This is a genomic window from Microcoleus sp. CAWBG27 (genome assembly GCF_020883145.1).
GTDB lineage: Bacteria > Cyanobacteriota > Cyanobacteriia > Cyanobacteriales > Microcoleaceae > Microcoleus.
Map to the genome: position 1 here is coordinate 1 of NZ_JAHREU010000070.1, position 17307 is coordinate 17307.

At 44.7% G+C, this 17307-nt stretch carries 15 protein-coding genes and 1 pseudogene; 5 read left to right on the top strand and 11 right to left on the bottom strand.

The genetic code is table 11. The annotated features are described in order from the left end of the window. Positions 1-233 precede the first annotated feature (233 nt). The 3 genes from QZ938_RS27345 to purF all read right to left on the bottom strand — a co-directional run bounded on the left by QZ938_RS27345 (position 234) and on the right by purF (position 7456). Positions 234-3911: an NB-ARC domain-containing protein gene (locus QZ938_RS27345; protein WP_293354760.1), complete on the bottom strand. Its 3678-nt coding sequence runs from the start codon at positions 3909-3911 to the stop codon at positions 234-236. Between the two features lie 449 nt (positions 3912-4360). Further along, positions 4361-5437 (bottom strand): DUF3474 domain-containing protein, encoded by a 1077-nt coding sequence (locus tag QZ938_RS27350; protein ID WP_293145433.1) that lies wholly within the window; start codon positions 5435-5437, stop codon positions 4361-4363. A 552-nt stretch (positions 5438-5989) separates the two neighbouring features. Then, complete coding sequence (gene purF / locus QZ938_RS27355) at positions 5990-7456, bottom strand: amidophosphoribosyltransferase (RefSeq protein WP_293145427.1); 1467 nt, start codon at positions 7454-7456, stop codon at positions 5990-5992. A 344-nt stretch (positions 7457-7800) separates the two neighbouring features. Between purF and QZ938_RS27360 the strand changes: the two genes are divergently transcribed. Together QZ938_RS27360 and QZ938_RS27365 are read left to right on the top strand one after the other, a co-directional pair. Next, positions 7801-8220: a XisH family protein gene (locus tag QZ938_RS27360; RefSeq protein ID WP_293354757.1), complete on the top strand. Its 420-nt coding sequence runs from the start codon at positions 7801-7803 to the stop codon at positions 8218-8220. Beyond that, complete coding sequence (locus QZ938_RS27365; protein ID WP_293354754.1) at positions 8205-8543, top strand: XisI protein; 339 nt, start codon at positions 8205-8207, stop codon at positions 8541-8543. Before QZ938_RS27360 ends, QZ938_RS27365 begins: the two co-directional genes overlap by 16 nt. 226 nt (positions 8544-8769) lie before the next feature. Here the strand turns inward: QZ938_RS27365 and QZ938_RS27370 are convergent, their stop codons facing one another. Then, positions 8770-9114, bottom strand: coding sequence for a type II toxin-antitoxin system RelE/ParE family toxin (locus QZ938_RS27370; RefSeq protein WP_293354751.1), 345 nt, complete (start codon positions 9112-9114; stop codon positions 8770-8772). Beyond that, positions 9098-9385: a type II toxin-antitoxin system Phd/YefM family antitoxin gene (locus tag QZ938_RS27375; protein WP_293354748.1), complete on the bottom strand. Its 288-nt coding sequence runs from the start codon at positions 9383-9385 to the stop codon at positions 9098-9100. Before QZ938_RS27375 ends, QZ938_RS27370 begins: the two co-directional genes overlap by 17 nt. Between QZ938_RS27375 and QZ938_RS27380 the strand changes: the two genes are divergently transcribed. After that, positions 9384-9524, top strand: coding sequence for a hypothetical protein (locus QZ938_RS27380; RefSeq protein WP_293354746.1), 141 nt, complete (start codon positions 9384-9386; stop codon positions 9522-9524). The genes QZ938_RS27375 and QZ938_RS27380 overlap by 2 nt on opposite strands. Before the next feature lie 111 nt (positions 9525-9635). Here QZ938_RS27380 and QZ938_RS27385 read toward each other — a convergent pair whose 3' ends face one another. The 5 genes from QZ938_RS27385 to purL all read right to left on the bottom strand — a co-directional run bounded on the left by QZ938_RS27385 (position 9636) and on the right by purL (position 15174). Continuing rightward, positions 9636-10025 (bottom strand): hypothetical protein, encoded by a 390-nt coding sequence (locus tag QZ938_RS27385; protein WP_293354743.1) that lies wholly within the window; start codon positions 10023-10025, stop codon positions 9636-9638. A 19-nt stretch (positions 10026-10044) separates the two neighbouring features. Further along, positions 10045-10671 (bottom strand): hypothetical protein, encoded by a 627-nt coding sequence (locus QZ938_RS27390; protein ID WP_293354740.1) that lies wholly within the window; start codon positions 10669-10671, stop codon positions 10045-10047. Between the two features lie 435 nt (positions 10672-11106). Next, a complete protein-coding gene (locus QZ938_RS27395) occupies positions 11107-11346 on the bottom strand; it encodes a DUF2281 domain-containing protein (protein WP_293354737.1) in 240 nt (79 codons plus the stop codon). Between the two features lie 196 nt (positions 11347-11542). Further along, positions 11543-12418: an Rpn family recombination-promoting nuclease/putative transposase gene (locus QZ938_RS27400; RefSeq protein ID WP_293354734.1), complete on the bottom strand. Its 876-nt coding sequence runs from the start codon at positions 12416-12418 to the stop codon at positions 11543-11545. A gap of 191 nt (positions 12419-12609) precedes the next feature. Further along, positions 12610-15174, bottom strand: coding sequence for a phosphoribosylformylglycinamidine synthase subunit PurL (gene purL, locus QZ938_RS27405; protein WP_293354731.1), 2565 nt, complete (start codon positions 15172-15174; stop codon positions 12610-12612). Positions 15175-15693: 519 nt separating this feature from the next. Between purL and QZ938_RS27410 the strand changes: the two genes are divergently transcribed. Beyond that, positions 15694-16293, top strand: coding sequence for a pentapeptide repeat-containing protein (locus QZ938_RS27410; RefSeq protein WP_293354728.1), 600 nt, complete (start codon positions 15694-15696; stop codon positions 16291-16293). A gap of 13 nt (positions 16294-16306) precedes the next feature. Continuing rightward, the gene (locus QZ938_RS27415; protein ID WP_293354725.1) at positions 16307-16726 is read left to right on the top strand and encodes a S8/S53 family peptidase; all 420 of its coding nucleotides are present in this window, start codon (positions 16307-16309) and stop codon (positions 16724-16726) included. Here QZ938_RS27415 and QZ938_RS27420 read toward each other — a convergent pair. Further along, positions 16691-17182 (bottom strand): annotated as a pseudogene (locus QZ938_RS27420) (Uma2 family endonuclease). The gene QZ938_RS27415 and the pseudogene QZ938_RS27420 sit on opposite strands and share 36 nt — an antisense overlap. Positions 17183-17307 lie beyond the last annotated feature (125 nt).

Here is a 17307-nt window from a genome sequence, read left to right on the forward strand (position 1 = left end):
TTATTTTAGGTGAATTTGACAAGTATCTGTAACTCTAAAACCGCATAGGTTCAGCCCAAAAGTTTTTGGGCTTCCAGTTTTCACAACTGGTAAAAAAATCAAACCCACATCTGCGGAATGTGGGTTTCAGGGCTTTCAATTCAAGATTGGTCAACTTAGCTGATTTCCTCTTTCCTCTTCTCCTAATTTCTGACCTAATTGCTCAACTCCACCAAATTAACGACACGATCTGACTAATAACTATTACCAGTCTCCACTGCTCCGAGCGCCTTGAGTGTTGATTTTTGAGCGTCGGTTATACCCGTGACACCAGCAATATTCATGCCTTCATACAGCCTGGGCGATCGCATATTTCCAACAGATTCTCCCGTCTCCATTTCCCACAGATTAATAGCTCCATTGGCGCTGCCGCTGGCTGTGGTTTTACCATCGGGAGAAATTGCGATCGCCCAAACTTCAGATGTATAGTTCTGGATGGTTTTGACGCATTCCCCCGAGCAAACATCCCACAACTTAATTGTTTTATCGTGACTGCCGCTGACCAAAATTCGCCCATCTAAACTAAACCGCACGCACCAAACTAAAGCTGCGTGACCTTGCAAGGTTTTCAGACATTCTCCCGACTCAACTTCCCACAGTTTTATCGTTTTATCGTCACCGCTACTTGCCAGAATCTTTCCATCTGGGCTAAAAGCAACCGAAAACAGCAAACTGGTATGACCTGAAAGGGTTTTGAAACATTCCCCAGAACCCACATCCCACAATCTCACCAGTCTATCATCGCTGCCACTGGCTAAAATTGTGCCATCTGGACTGAAAGCAACTGACCAAGCACGACAATTATCTGACAAAATTTGGCAGCATTCACCAGTCTGAACGTTCCACAATCGGAGAGTATGAGCATTATCGCTACTTGCCAATGTGCGACCGTCTGGACTGAAACTAATGGCAAACACGACATTCGGAATGCTTGTACTTCCCTGCATTACCCGCAGCAATTGACCTGTAGCGACATCCCACAAGCGGATAATGCCACGATTACTGCTGCTAGCAAGCATTTGACCATCTGGACTGAAGGCAACCCACCAAACCCAATTTGTATGTCCTTGCAGTGTTTTGCTGCACTCACCAGATGGGACATCCCATAATTTGAGCGTTGTGTCATCGCTACCGCTGGCTAATAACTGCCCGTTTGGACTAAAGGCAAGCGATTTAATCCCTGCACTGTAGCCGTGCAGCGTCCTGAATGATTCTCCTGTTTCCCGATTCCAGAGGGTGACGGTGCAATCTAAGCTACCACTTGCCAGAGTATGACCTTGCGGGTGAAATGCGATCGACCAAATCCAACCGCAGTGTTTCTGCATAATTTTGAAACACAGTCCAGTTGCAACATCCCAGAGTCGAACTGTGCAATCATAACTCGCACTGGCGATCGCGCAACCATCGGGACTAAATGCGACTCCTGCAACAGGATCGGTATGTCCCCGCAGAATCTTTAAACATTCTCCTGTAGAAATCTCCCACAAACGAACAGTACCATCCCAACTGCCGCTGACCAAAGTTTGACCATTTGGACTAAAAGCGATCGACCGAATGATGTGTGTATGCCCTTGCAATGTGTTAATAATTTCCCCTGTTTCAAGCAGCCACAATTTTATAGTTTTGTCGTAACTACAAGTTACTAAAAGTTGACCGTCGAGACTAAAAATCACCGAAGTTACAAAACTCGTATGTCCCTGAAGCGTCTTTAAACATTCACCAGTTGCCACATCCCACAACTTAATTGTGCAGTCCCAACTCCCACTAGCTAAGGTTCGACCGTCGGGACTAAATACAACAGAATCCGCCCATCCGGTATGCTCTGTTAATGTTTGAATACACTCACCAGTAGCCAAATCCCATAACTTGACGGTATGGTCAAAAGAGGCACTTGCTAAAGTTTGATTGTTGGGACTGAAAGCAACACGAGCAATCCAACTGGTGTGTCCTTCACAGGTGAGAAAATCTCGATAATCTTGGGTTCGGCAAACTCGAATCTTACCATCCGCATTGCCGACTGCCAAAAATTTACCATCGGAGCTAAAGGCAACAGATACAGCCCCATTTGAATTGCTGGTAAAAACGGATTTAGATAGATCGGAATTGGCAAAGTTCACTCGATGCAAGTTTGTACCAATCAGATAAGCTTGCCAGATACTCAAGTACGAGAAATCATAGTCGCTTAAATTTATTTTCAATTGAAGTAACAGGTTAATCAAGTTGCCACCCGCATAGCCCGCTGAGTTGGGAAATTGCGATCGCATCTGAAACAAAACCTGATTTAGTTGATATTCAACCTCTTTCTTAGAGCGGTATTCGCCGATTAGTCGTTCGGCAAGCGGTGCTAAAATTAAGCGAGTTTGGCTTTCTCTGACGTAATCTTTAGCCTCGGCTTTAATCAGGGCGTGGGTTATGAATAAATCTAGATTCTGCGACTGAATTTCCCGCTCGAATCGCTCGATCAACTGTTCGGTAACGTACTCCATTACCACAGGTTGCAAGGTGAATTGTCCGGCATTTTTTTCGATCAGCGATCGCCCTCTGAGAGATAACAGAGCATCCAGCAGTTTAGATTGTGAAGGGAGAGAAACAAAATCCGCCCGTAACTCGGCAAGCGTTATCCATTCTCGATCGATCGCCAGCCAGTACACGATCTGCTTTTCCAAGTCGGACAAACGACGAAATTGCCCGTCGAGCAGAATATTGATATCTCCAAACGCGATCGCTCCATGCTCCAAAAAGTTGGTAATATTGCCATCAAATAAATCTCGCACGGTTGTGGAGACAATTTTGAGCGCTAGGGGATTTCCGCAATAATGTTGAGTTAAATTTACCCAATCTGTTTCTGTTGTGGAAAAACACCCATTGCCTTGTAAAATATCTTGCACTTCCTCGGAACTTAAGCCGATTAAGGGTAAGGTTCGCACAGGTGAATTTTCGCCTTCCAACGGCATCAAATTTGTGGGTTTTTCCCGACTTGTTAGTAGCAGACAACTGGAATGGCCTTCGCTTCCCACTCGTGTCAGAAGTTCCCCATATCCCTCGTAACCTTCTCGATATTGTTCTACTATACCTGTGGAAAAACTCTGGTTTGGCAGGCATCCTGCCTGTCTTTGTGCTTCTGGGCTGGATAAATTTGCGGGGGACGTTGCGCCATCGTTACTGCCGAGAATTGCCTCAAGGTTATCGAGGATTAAAAGACAGCGCGAGGCACGCAAATATCCCATCACTTGAGAAATTTGAGCCGACAGCGATGTCGGGAGTGCAGTTTCTTGCTGCCCAGAAAGGATTTGAATCAAATTTAACAATACATCTTCAATTGGTGGCGCGTTGCGTAAGGATTGCCAGATCAGGAAGTCAAAGTTATTTTGAAGTGCGATCGCGATTTTTGCAGCCAGTGACGTTTTGCCAATTCCACCCATTCCAATCAAGGCAACCAAACGGCAGGAGTCGCTCACAATCCATTGTTGCAGTCGCCCTAATTCCTGATTTCGTCCGTAGAATGCGGAGACATCAACGATTTCTCCCCAGTGGCGGTGTGTAGAAAATTCTTGTTGTTGAATTTGCTGTTGCAGCGGCTGTATTTTTTGTATCTCTGTGCTGGAGGATTCTACGGATACCTGACGCGATCGCCGCCCTATTACTGCTTGAAGATTGCTTTTAGTAACCTTTTCTCCAAGTGCTTGACTGAGTAGTTGCCATAACTTGTAACCCACATCTTTTATATAACTAGCATCATAGCCAGCGCTACCGGCAATATCTAAATAAGATAGCCCTTCCCAAGATTGGCGAAATACGATCTCTTGGATGTTGCTCAGAGAAGTTGGCGCGATCGCACTATCTAAAATTTTCAGTGCTTCTTCCACAGTCATGGCTTTACAGCACTCCTAAATTAGTCTTCTGATATCTTGCTTTTCTTATTTTACGTGAGATGAGTTTTCCAGCCCATCTCACAAGAAAAATTAACCTCTTGCAGGTAAGTATCTCGCCTGCCTAGTCTGTGGATGCAAAATCTGAGTCCTCTTACTTTAACAAGATTTTTCTAGGTTTTTACACAAATAGCGCTCTCAGCATTTATTAATTTTGATTAAGGTTCGTAGTGTGGACTTTAGTCCGCAGTATATTGCGGACTAAAGTCCACACTACGAACGGTTTTTATGATGGTAATCGACCAGACGTGATATGAATAGATTAATAAGTTGCTCCAAATATGGTAGCCGAAATGCGAAAGGCAATACATAAATTCCGATAATATAAAAAACCCGGTTTTCTTGAAAAACCGGGTTTTTAACTCGAAATAATTTTAAGTTAACCTGCTAACTTAATTCGATTTCCGAGAGTTAGGCGATTCGTAGTAAACTCCAGAACCTGTATCGGAAACAAAGTGACAATCCCAGTAAGAGCGAATAAAGCTCTTCCAAATTGGATCGCTTGATTTGCGATAATAATCGCCCAACAGTGGCTTGATGGCTTCTGTGGCTTCCTTCAAGTGATAGTGCGGCATTGTCGAGAAGATGTGGTGGGCGACGTGGGTGCCGATGTCGTGATGGATGGAATTGATGATTCCATAATCGCGATCGATCGTAGATAGCGCACCTTTGAGGAAATACCAGTCATCTCCGCGATACCAGGGAATATCGGCTTCTGTGTGGTGCAGGAATGTTACCAAATCCAGCCACATTACGAAGATTACGTAGGGAACTAGGTAGAACTTCAGTAAAAACAGCCAACCAAATTGATAGGTTAACGCGCCTAAAAAGGCTACCATCAATACCAAGGATGCGGAACTCGTCAATACGTCCGCTTTTTCGGAAGGACGGAAAATCGGGCTACCGGGCATGAAGTGAGAACCTACCCGATCGGGCGATCGCCGAAACAGATAAATTGGATAGGCAAATAACATCAAATAAAAGCGTCCTAGCTTCTCGTACCAGGGCATTTGATTGTATTTGCTCTCCGACACTGGATACCAGCTTTCATCGTTGTCCAAGCTGCCTGTATTGGCGTGGTGGGTTCTGTGGCTGATCCGCCAACCGTGGAAGGGTACGAGAATGGGTGCGTGGGAAAGGTGTCCGATCAGGTTGTTGAGCCATTTGCTCTTAGAAAATGAACCGTGCCCGCAGTCGTGCCCGACTACAAACAATGCCCAAAACATGGTTCCCTGCATGAACCAGAAGATTGGATAAAACAACCAGGAATCTAGGCTGTAGGCGATCGCGTATAAACCTGCGATAATTCCAAGATCCAAAAAGAAATAAGCTAGAGATCTCCAAGCCGAGGGTTCAAAACAATGGGCTGGAATGGCTGCTTTGACATCTTGAAGAGTAAAAGGTAACTCTTTTGTACGAGAGGATGAGCTTGTATTGCTCGGCTGATTGAGAACAGTATCTAATTGCACGAAGTTTCCGATTTAAGCTGACTTGAGAAACCGCATTCCGCCTTTTAACTTTCACTTTCAGCCCGCAAGGAGCCATATTTTTTACTCTGCAAGGGTTTCTAAAGTTCTTTAGTTTCGCATGAATCGCCCGCCCGCGATTCTCAAGCAAGTTGGCTTGTAGAATAGTTGTCTGGGGAGATTTAGCGCGATCGACCCTGTTATCTAAAAAAATCCTATGTGTCCGTTGTTGGTACGAAATGCGACTTCAATTTGAGATCGCACTTTCTGGAGGCACTACCTCCAGTCTGCCAATGGCAGAGCTAAGTTAATGTAACATTTCTACATACACTCTGACAAGAAGTTATGGCATGAGGCATGAGGCATGGGGCGAAGCGAAGCGGAGGGATGGGGCATGGGCGAAGCGAAGCGGAGGGATGGGGCATTAAGTAGCAACCGCCAACTGTCAACGGTTAACGGTTAACGGTTAACGGTTAACGAAGAGGGCGGGCCCGCACCATCCACCGCCCCTACAAACTGCCAACTGTCAACTGTCAACTGTCAACTGTCAACTGTTTAAGTTGCAGCCTTTTCTAATAAGAGCTTCGCCCGTTTGACCATTTCCGGAATCTCGATCGGATAATCGCCGGTGAAACACGCCGAACAAAAACTTTTCGTGTCTTCGTTAGTCGCACTCAACATTCCTTCCCGGCTCAAGAAAGCCAAGGAATCCACCCCAATTTGAGTGCCGATTTCGGCGACGGATTTGGTAGCAGCAATCAACTGATCTTGATTGTCGGTGTCGATGCCGTAAAAACAAGGATGAGTCACCGGGGGCGAAGAAATTCTCATGTGAACTTCGGTTGCGCCCGCATCCCGCAAGGCTTTGACAATTTTGCGGCTGGTAGTGCCGCGGACGATAGAATCGTCGATAATAATTACCCGCTTTCCTTCCAACACATCTTTGAGAGGGTTGAGTTTCATGCGGATTCCTGACTCGCGCATTGTCTGAGTCGGTTGAATAAAAGTGCGTCCGACGTAGCGATTTTTAATCAATCCTTCGGCGTAAGGAATGCCGGAAGCTTGAGAAAAGCCGATCGCCGCTGGGATTCCAGAATCGGGAACACCGATGACTATATCAGCATCAATCGGAGATTCGACTGCCAACCTCCGCCCGATCCGCAGTCGGTAGGTATATAAATTTTCACCTTCCATAATGCTGTCTGGTCGAGCAAAATAGATCATTTCAAAGACGCAAAGTTTGCGTTTTTGCTGCTGGCTCCAGTGGAAAGAAGCCATACCTTCCTCTGTGATCCAAACTAATTCTCCCGGTTCTACGTCCCGCAAAAATTCAGCACCGATAATATCTAATCCGCAGGTTTCCGATGCTAAAACGTACCGTTGCGGAGTTGTGGGGAGGGTGCCAATTACCAGCGGGCGGACGCCGTGGGGGTCGCGGACTCCCATGACGCCTTGGGGGGTGGCGATCGTCAAACTAAAGGCTCCTTGGCACATAGCAAAGGCACTGATTGCAGCTTCCAGCCAGTCTTTGCCCTGGTCTACCTCCCAACCGATCGCAACTGCGATCGCCTCTGAATCCGTGGTGCTGACAAACTCGCACTTCCGAGACAGCAATTCTTCCCGCAATTCTTTTGTATTGACAAGATTCCCGTTATGTGCTAGAGCCAGACTTCCCAAGCGAGTTTCGACAACCACAGGTTGAGCGTTGACAACCCGCGACGAGCCGGTAGTAGAGTAGCGAGTGTGCCCTACAGCCAAGTTACCGGGCAAATGACCTAAATTCGATTCGTTGAAGACTTGGGAAACCAGTCCCATATCCTTGTGCAGGTGGACTGTTTCACCGTCAAAGGTGGCAATTCCGGCGGATTCCTGACCTCGGTGCTGCAAAGCATACAAGCCGAAGTAGGTCAACTTGGCGACATCTTCACCCGGTGCGTAGATACCGAAAACGCCGCAAGCTTCCTCGGGCTTGTCGGGTTTGCTAGAATGCTCGTCAGCCTCGAAGGAATGGTTGGGAATCATAGATGGGTTGGCTCCAAATGGGAACGGTGGGTTAGCGGGACTATCTTCTGCGGGAAGTTTTGTTTGCGATCGCGTCGCATAACTTAACATTTCCTTAATATTGCCACGGATCGAACATTAATTCCAAGTTGTTTGGCATTCTGGCAGGGTATGTGGGGCGTTTAATGCGATCGCCCGTATTTCCGATAGTAGCTTTTATTCAGGGCGATCGGGCGATCGGGCGGGCGATCGGGCATTGAAATCGCTTCTATACAAACAAAGTCCGCCTGCGCGGACTAAGAGATAGAAGGAGTATTAAAGCAGGATTTGGTATAATACTATTTTCCGTAGTAAACAGATTAAAAATGCCTGCCAAAGATGTTTTCCATAAAGCTGTCCGAAAAGCTCTTGAAACAGAAAATTGGATAATTACCGACGACCCCTTGAAGCTGGATGTGGGTGGAGTCGAAATGTATGTTGATTTGGGAGCAGAAAAGCTAATTGCCGCCGAAAAAAACGGCACAAAGATAGCAGTTGAGGTAAAAAGCTTTATTGGGACTTCAAATATCTATGAGTTTCATACTGCCATGGGACAATTTATCAATTATCGGGTAGCTTTAGAAGAACAGTACCCCGATCGAGAATTATATTTAGCTGTTCCTAATGGTACTTATAAAACTTTTTTCAGCCTTCAGTTGATTCAAAAAATAATTCAACGTTTTGAAGTCAAGCTAATTATTTACGATGTGACTAATGAGGCGATTGTGCAATGGAAAACAAATTAGAAAATTACAGAGCATACATTCAACAATTATTGCAGGAGTATGCTAATTTGGGTACTCCAGACCCGGATGTGGACAGAGAGACAATCTTTGATACTAAGCGAGATCATTATCAATTAGTATATGCAGGTTGGAAAAATCGCGATCGCAGGTATGGTTGTCTCTTCCACTTAGACATCAAAGACGGCAAGATTTGGATACAGTACGATGGCACTGAGATTGGGATAGCTGATGAGTTAGTTAAGTTAGGTGTTCCGAAAGAAGATATAGTTTTAGCATTTCACGAACCTTTGGTTAGGCAATATACAGGATTTGCTGTTGGTTAGTTGTAGCAAGAGTTAGATTCGTTGGAGATGTCGGCGGATTTATATGCGGAGGTTTATGCGGAGGATGCGGATTTGCAGGCTTTGACGGATAGCGCGATCGCGAGTTTGCCGGGATGAATAGTTTGCGACGCGGGCAGATTATTGATTGAGAAAAAGGCCCGCATCTCGACGAATATCGATCTAGAGCGATCGGCGATGAATGGACTACCTCAACACAAGAACATTTTTACTCTTCTTCATCATTATCCAAAAGCTGTTTTAAAGAATCAAAATTTTGTTGAGAACTGTGGCGAACGCGGTGAATTTTAACCATTCTAGTATTTTCATCTTCTACGATACTAAATAAAATACGATATTTCTTCTCATATAAAATTTGACGTATTTCCAGATCCAAATACTCACTTTCTAATGCCAAGGGACAACGACTAGGAAAGCTTTCCAGTTTGAGCATTATTTCATAACAACCCCTAACCCAACGATAGGATTTTTCAGGAGCATTGAGCTTGAGCCACAAAAATATATTTTCTATGTCATGAATAGCAGTAGGAGATATCTCAACTCGGTAGGTCATATTTTTTTTGAAGCTCTTCAAAAGCTTGATGAATAGAAACCCCTTCGCCTCGATCGAATTCCCCTAAGCTTTGACGAATACCTGCAAGAGTTTCAAGAAGTTCTAACCGATCGAGTAGTTTTTCATAACTTTCCGCATCCTGAAGCACAGCAACCGCTTTACCATTAATGGTGATTACGATTGGTGTTTTATCTGTTTCAAACTGATGAAGCAACTCAGGAGCTTCCTGTTGAAATTGGTTCAGGGGACGGCTATGGGAGAGGTTAAGCATGGTGTTCACTTTGGATCTACTAGCTTGGTGCATGGTGCGCGATCGCAGGATATCTATTGATTCTACCAATTTTCTTTCGGTCAAGCTATCGATCGAGCTTCTGAATTATCTCCAAAATCAGACAGCATTTGCGAGATAACGTTCCTGATCAGCGACGGCAGATTAATTTTGCATTGCCACCAAGATCTCTCAACCGTCCGCTGCACCAGAGGTGTTAGACGGCATTAGGGATAGTCACAAAGTCAGCATACTAAATGATTTTGTCAGGGAGTTGTTTTGTTTCTTCTTGAGTTTGACTAGAAATGTTTGAGAATTGCCTCTCTGCAACCATTTTTTCAAAAACTTGTAGTGCTGCATCCTTAGCTGCTGCATGTAATGCTTGCTCGCTTAGCGCAGTCAACTTGGCTTCTAATGCATTAATCTTGGATAGGAGTTCGGTTTCTCGCCTGACTCTATCTTTTTCAGATTCTTCTAGCTTATCACTTAATCTCTCCAGAAGATTTTTGAATGCATCTAGCGTTTCTTTTGTGTATTGCCGCAACTCTTGAAATTGAACAGTATTTGTTACTATTTCTCGATAAAGCTCACCGACTTTTACAACAAGATCAGCAACAGTTTCTTTCACACCAATACCTAGCATAAGTCTCTAATTCCAATCGTTAACTTATTTGAAAATTAATTGCCCAAGCTCGATAAACTTTCAATTCCCCAGCATAACTTTCTATAGCTTGACTGACTGTTAGTTCCTCATTCTTCAGGCTATTAATAGCGCCATCCATCTTTGCCAAAACATCTTCTATGTTAGATAAAGCTTTGAAGCTACCTGCCTCATAGCTAGCTCTAAGGAATTCTCTTAGCTCAGGTGCTGATCTTGAGGCAAAAGAGAATGCTTTAAGAAACTCTTCCCATGCATCAAATATTACTCGGCTAGTTGAGTCATCAAAAATCTGAACTAAAGTCTCATGTGCATATTTCGTTAAAAGACCTTTATCAAAGATCTCTAAGCCTGGATCTAGTAAATGCCAAATTTCCTCCGTGACTACCGATGATTTAAAATACTCAAGAATTGCCTTTTGCTGTGATTGCTCCAAGTTTCTGTTTTGAGAAACAAACTCTAAAAAAGCGTTGATAGCAATATCAAGACACTTTTGAAATTCTTCTTCAACCTTTTCACTCAGTACATACTTGATATCAACAGAATACTTCCTACCAAGTTTCTTGAGAGATACTCGTAGTACGTCTGACACCAAGCTGGCAACTGAGCTAGTTAGAAATGGCTCGATCATAGACTTTGCATAATTTTGTACAACTTTTATGAGGTCGCTAGATTCCTTTCTTCAAAGTATATCACATATCTTTACCCCCTAATTTTTAGCAAAGGAACACGTCAATCTTGTCTTTCATAAAATATTTTTGGGATTAAGCTGTCTAACTTAATAATTATATCGCAGTTGCGGTACAATACTAGACTGGATGCGGTACAATACTAGATATAGCCGAATAATACCGCAGATTGAGGATATATGTCAACTCCTTCTTACTCCCATCATAATCTCCTTTCCTACAGCAAGTTCGTCAAACGCTTCGGCTCAAACATATGAGCCGTCGTACCGAAAAAAGCTATTTTTGGGTTAAGTTCTGGCTGCCGATTTGTCGTAGTTCTTGAATGATGGCGGTATTGTTTTTATAGAATTCGATAAGAATATTGGTGTCACACAAAATCATTGGTTTTGTTGACCCCATGCGTCTTTACGAATGTCGTCTACAGTGATATTTTTTCCTTCCCAGATTCCAGCTAGCTCAAAAAATGATTGTTCTCGATCGGAGTCATCGTTTTTTGGTTCGATCGCTTTAGTTTGGCTGGCTTGAAATTCTAAAAATTCGATAAATTCAATAACTTTATTGCGTTGTTCTGGGGAAAAAAGTTGGATTTTTTGGATCGCCATTTCTAGGGTTAACATGGGTTGCTCCTTGGTTGGTTTTGGTACTATTTTAATGACCTACACAAATATGACTGAATCTAATCGAATAATACCGCAGCTTAATGATGTATGTCAACCTCTTCTTACTCACATCAGAATCTCCTTTTCTCAATCGAATATTAAGATTTAAGGGCGGTGCGTCGCTGCAAGATTGTCGGTGCGACGCACCCTACGGCTAAGTTCTATTCGATCGCAAATTCCCGATCTCTTCGACACTCAATCCCGTTATTCGACTGATGGTTTCGTCATCGAGGACATCGAGTAACTGTCGCGCAGCCGCCTGCATTGCTTCTTTTCGACCTTCTTCTCGTCCTTCTTCTCGACCTTCTTCTCGACCTTCTCGATTAGCTTTGATTACAACTCCTTGTTGGTCGTAAATAAACTGTTCTTGCCGTTCGAGGGCTTCTAGTTCGCCAGGATTTAAATTAACTTGATTTGCTATGTCAAAGGCTTGATGGATCTCTGGCACCATATCCATTGTTTGCGGTACTTGTGTCAGCATACTAGCATATTTCATGAAATAAATCCATTTATCGGTCAGGCTTTCTACTTGTGACAATTCTTTGGTGAATTTTGGTAATTCGACAAACACTAACTCAATGTGATTGTCGATATATTCAATATTTGTTGTTGTTTCTTTGTAAACAAAGCGAGAAATTAGCCGATCGCTATTTTTAAACATCTCAAAATCTGTAATTGTCAGTGCAATTACAGGTTGCAGCATTCGGTAGCCTTGTCCTTTCTGTAATTGAGAGGCGTAGGTTTTGGCAGCGTTGTATAAAACTCTCTTCCCGAAAGACTCGACGTTTAATACCTGCATTTCAATGATGACTAAAGTCCCGTCGGCGAGTTGGGCTTTGACATCTAAAGAAGAGTCTTTTAAGCCTGCGATTTTGGGTGGTAAATTAGGATCGATAATTTCTAAGTCTGCAATTGTCAGATTCCCATCGTAGATTGTGGCGTTGAGAAAGCTGATGAGAATGCCTTTGCTGTCTTGGGAAGCAAAGATTTTTTTGAAGGCGTAGTCGGTTTTGGGATTGATGAATGTCATGGTGATAAATCGAAGATAGCAACCGCTATCTCGATTCTATCACCCGTCTAATTGGTAGGGTGTGTCGCTGCGAAAATATTGATAAAACTTGCAGATTTGAGATGGCGACGCACCACACAATAGTAAGGTGCGTCGCTGGGAGATTGTCGATTGGATTTGCAGATTGTCGGTGCGACGCACCCTACGGCTAATTATACAGATCCAATTCGACGCTCGATCGCATTATAGAATCGATCGCCCATATCAACCATCCCCACCTCAATCAACCCCAAATTATCCGCACTCACCACCCGCAAAGGCGAATCAGCACCACCAACTACACCGATTTTCTGCCACATTTTAGCCAAATGTTCTTGCAGATAACCTTCCCAAATTCCTTGATTTTTCGGTGCGACTGAAACAACAATACAATTGCCCATTTCACCAAACAAAACCTCATCCCAGCGACTAACATCTGCCGAATTGAAACCGAGATGGATGTCTGCACCCAGTTTACCAGAGATGCAGGACTCCGCGAGGGCGATCGCAATTCCACCTTCCGCAGCATCGTGGGCCGAACATACCCAACCGCTGCGAATTCCATCGCGACAAACTGATTGCACTTTCCTTTCCAACTCAAAATTAATCGCTGGCGGTTTTCCGGCGACAATCCCGTGAATTGCTGCTAAATATTCCGAACCTCCGAGAGTCGCAAAAGCAGGATGTTTGGGATTTTCAGTCTTCAGTTCAGAATTGGCAGATTGAAAAAAGGTCAGTTCATCTTGACTGTTTTCCCCAATTCCCAACACATAAATTAAATCGCCCTTCTTCTGCCAACCTTGACCGCAAATCTTAGTCAAATCTGGAATCAATCCCACCATTCCAATTACCGGAGTGGGATAAATCGGTTGAGGATTTCCGTCAGAATCAATGGTTTCATTGTAAAGAGAAACATTCCCCCCAGTCACAGGTGTTTTCAACTCGCGACAAGCATCCGCAATCCCGCGACAAGCTGATGCTAACTGCCAATATCCGATCGGCTTTTCGGGACTGCCAAAATTCAGATTATCGGTAACTGCAATGGGTTCCGCACCCACACAACTTAAGTTTCTGGCTGCTTCTGCTACGACGGCTTTTGCACCTTCATAAGGATCGAGATAAACATAGCGAGAATTGCAATCAACCGTGGCGGCAACTCCGGGAATAACCCCCCCCGGCCCCCCCTTGCTAAGGGGGGGAGAAAGTTCGGGAGTTTCTCTTCCTTGTGCCTTTTTAAATAAGGGAATAGCATCTGCTTCCTCCTGTAGCCCCCTCTTACCAAGGGCGGGTTCTGGCTCTTGTAGCCCCCCCTTACCAAGGGGGGGTTGGGGGGGTTCTTTTTGACACGGTTCGAGAGGCCGCAATCGAACAACAGCAGCATCAGCGCCTCCCGGCAAAAGCACAGTATTATTTTGAACCTGATGGTCGTATTGGCGATAAACCCAGCGTTTAGAAGCGATGGTGGGAGTATCCAAAAGAGTCAGCAAAATCTGATTCCAAGTTTGGAAATCACCTTGAACTTCGATACCGGCTGCGGTGCATTCCGGCAACTTGTCCGCCGTCCATTCCCATGCTTTTTTAGCATATTCTGGCGGTTCCGTCAACAATTCGCGGTGATAAATTGGCGTATTATCTGCCAAAGCAGTCGCGGTAATTTCAGCAGCGATTTCGCCTTTAAACAAAATTCGGACGATCGGCTCTTCGATGACTGTCCCCGCGACTACGGCGTGCAATCCCCAGCGATGAAAAATATCAATTAATTCCTGTTCCCGTCCTTTGTGGGCGACAAACAACATCCGCTCTTGCGATTCCGAAAGCAGGTATTCGTAGGGAACCATGCCACTTTCTCTAACCGGAACCTTATCTAGATCGAATTCAATTCCGACACCACCTTTGGCTGCCATTTCCGATGTCGAACAGGTGATTCCGGCCGCACCCATATCTTGGGCTGCGACGACAGCACCAGTTTTGAATGCTGCCAAACAAGCTTCAATTAAAGATTTTTCGAGAAACGGATCTCCTACTTGAACAGCGGGTCGATCGTCCATCGATTTGTCAGTCAATTCTGCACTAGCAAAACTTGCTCCTCCCATGCCATCTCTGCCAGTAGTTGAACCGACATAAAGCACAGGATTTCCAATTCCCGACGCGCCAGATTTAACGATTTCTTGAGTTTCCATTAAACCCAAGGCCATGACATTAACTAATGGATTGCCAGCATAGGCATCATTGAAATAAACTTCACCGCCAACCGTGGGTACCCCAATGCAATTTCCGTAGTGACTGATTCCCGCTACAACACCTTTAAACAATCTCTGAGTTTTGCTATCATCTAAATTGCCGAAACGTAGAGAATTCAAAAGTGCGATCGGGCGAGCACCCATTGTAAAGATATCGCGGAGAATCCCACCGACGCCAGTTGCAGCACCTTGGAAGGGTTCAACTGCTGACGGGTGGTTGTGGGATTCAATTTTGAAAGCAAGTTGTAAGCCGTCTCCCAAGTCTACGACACCAGCATTTTCTCCTGGGCCGACGAGAATGCGATCGCCCTCTGTGGGAAACTGTTTTAATAGCGGCCGCGAATTTTTGTAACAGCAGTGTTCGCTCCACATCACGCCGAACATTCCCAATTCAGCCTTATTGGGATGGCGGCCGAGGCGCTGAACGATTTCTTCATATTCTTCGGGTTTGAGTCTTTCGGCGGCAATTTGTTCGGGAGAAAATGGGAGGTTTGACATAATAATTGCGATGTTTTGTAGATTTTACATCCCGACTTGGGATTTTGTCGATCGGCACTTAGGCATTTCCGACCAAAGAAACCGGGTTTTTCATTTTATCTGCGGGTTGGAAAGAAATCTTTTCGCTAAAAAACCCGGTTTCTCACCACTCTTGCATCCAGGACTGTTAATGCTAATTTCTAGGATGGCAGAGTTTGTTGATAACAGCGTTCAGATTTTAATTTCTAGCATGGATTGAAGGGGCTGCATTGTTGTCAACTTAATCTCAAAGATCGTACCAGTTTTTGGCCGCTCCGATGAGTTCCTAGGACGCGATCGATCGTACAGGGAAATCGACAACTTACCAAATATCAGATAATAATTGACATATATCTTGTTTTCTGCTAAAGCAGCCGCGCCCAACAGTTAAGATATTATTAATTCCTCAAACCCTTGCGGAAGATTCCCTCTTCCCTCTTCCCTCTTCCCTCTTCCTTCGTGTCCTTCGCGTCTTCGCGGTTCATACTTCCATCTTCACTTATGACTCAAAATCTCAATTTTGCCAACCAAAACTTGCGGAACCGTTCATTTAAAGGGCTCGACTTATCAGGGGCGAACTTCAGCGGTTGCGACATTCGAGGCTGCAATTTCACCGGGGCGATTTTGAGGGGGGCAAATTTTCAAGGCGTCAGAACCGGACAAAGCCGCCGCCGGGTAAAAAAATTGATTGCTAGGGCTGGCGTAACAGCGGTGACAGTGACGGCTGCTGGGGCTTTGATTGGACTGATTGGCGGGGTGGATGCGGGGGCTGTGGCTGTGGCGGGGACTGCTGCGACAGCCATTGCTGCAACTCGGGGCGAGGCGGGAATTGTGGCTGGGGCTGTGGCTGGGGCTGCTGCTGCGATCGGCGCTAACGGTATTGTGACATTTTTGGGCGGGGATACTCTGAGGGGAATTGGTTTATTTTTGGTTTCTGGGGTTATTTTGGGGTTATGTGCGATCGGCTTTTTTATCGCGGTTGAAGAAATCGAAAAATTGTCAGTAACGTCGTTTAGAAAAGCTGATTTAACTGGCGCTATATTCGATCCGGGGGCGGTTCTTGATGCTGATTTTTCCGATGCGCGAGGCTTGCCGTGGTAAGCTGCACTATTAGTTGGCGATCGCCAAAATAACTAAAGAAAACAACCGCCTACTCCAACCAAACGAAGGAAACCAACACGGAAGCGCAATCCTAGAAATAATTGCCGGTGACAAAAACGATCGCGAAATACCAATCTGGTTGGGAAGAGCAACAGGTTCCGGCAACTGGCGCGAATCCTTGATAGAATTTGTAGAGACAAAAGCATCAAAACAACCAAACGCTGTAGTTAACCTCAGCTTCAACTTAACCGAAATCAATCCCGACGGCACGCAAACCACACGGCACAAACTGACAGAAACAGAAACAGCAGCACTCAAATACTCCCAGGATAACAACATCCTGATTGTAGCAGCCGCAGGTAATGAAGGATCGCAATCCTCAGCCCTAGGACAAGCATCATGCGATAAATTCGTTAACTTTTGCCGTCGGTAGCATCGTCCAAGCCAGGGAAAAATCGCACTCGGGATATTCGCTATTTTCCAATTGATAAAAGTTGATGCTTCGTCCGTCGTAGCGCCAGATTTCCGGCACGCCTAAATCTGCATATAAATCGAATTGATTTAAGGAACTGCTGGTAATCTCAATTTCCAGTGCTAAATCTGGCGGCGGATCTTGAGCAAAGTCTAATTCTGTTCTTCCTCTGACCAGTGCTTAATTCTGGATATAATAGCATGAATCTGGTTCTTTTCCTGCGGATTTTTGGCGTTTTTTAATAGTCATCGACCCAAAGGGGTTGTACTCAAGATTGAGTTCTTCGATGAGACTGACAATTCGGCGATCGATCGGTCTGTTGCGATTTTCATGTTCCGGTAGTGGCACCATAATTTCTAATTGACCTTGATGATAAGCAATTCTGGTCGAACGTTTATTTCCCAGTTCCGCGAGCAAATCTTCATATAATTTCCAACTGATATTTGGCAGTAAAACTCTTTGTTCAGAGAAGGTTTATATTGTTAACATTTGAGTTATTTTTTTATTTGTGACTATTTGTTTGTGTAAAATAGCAGGGAGTG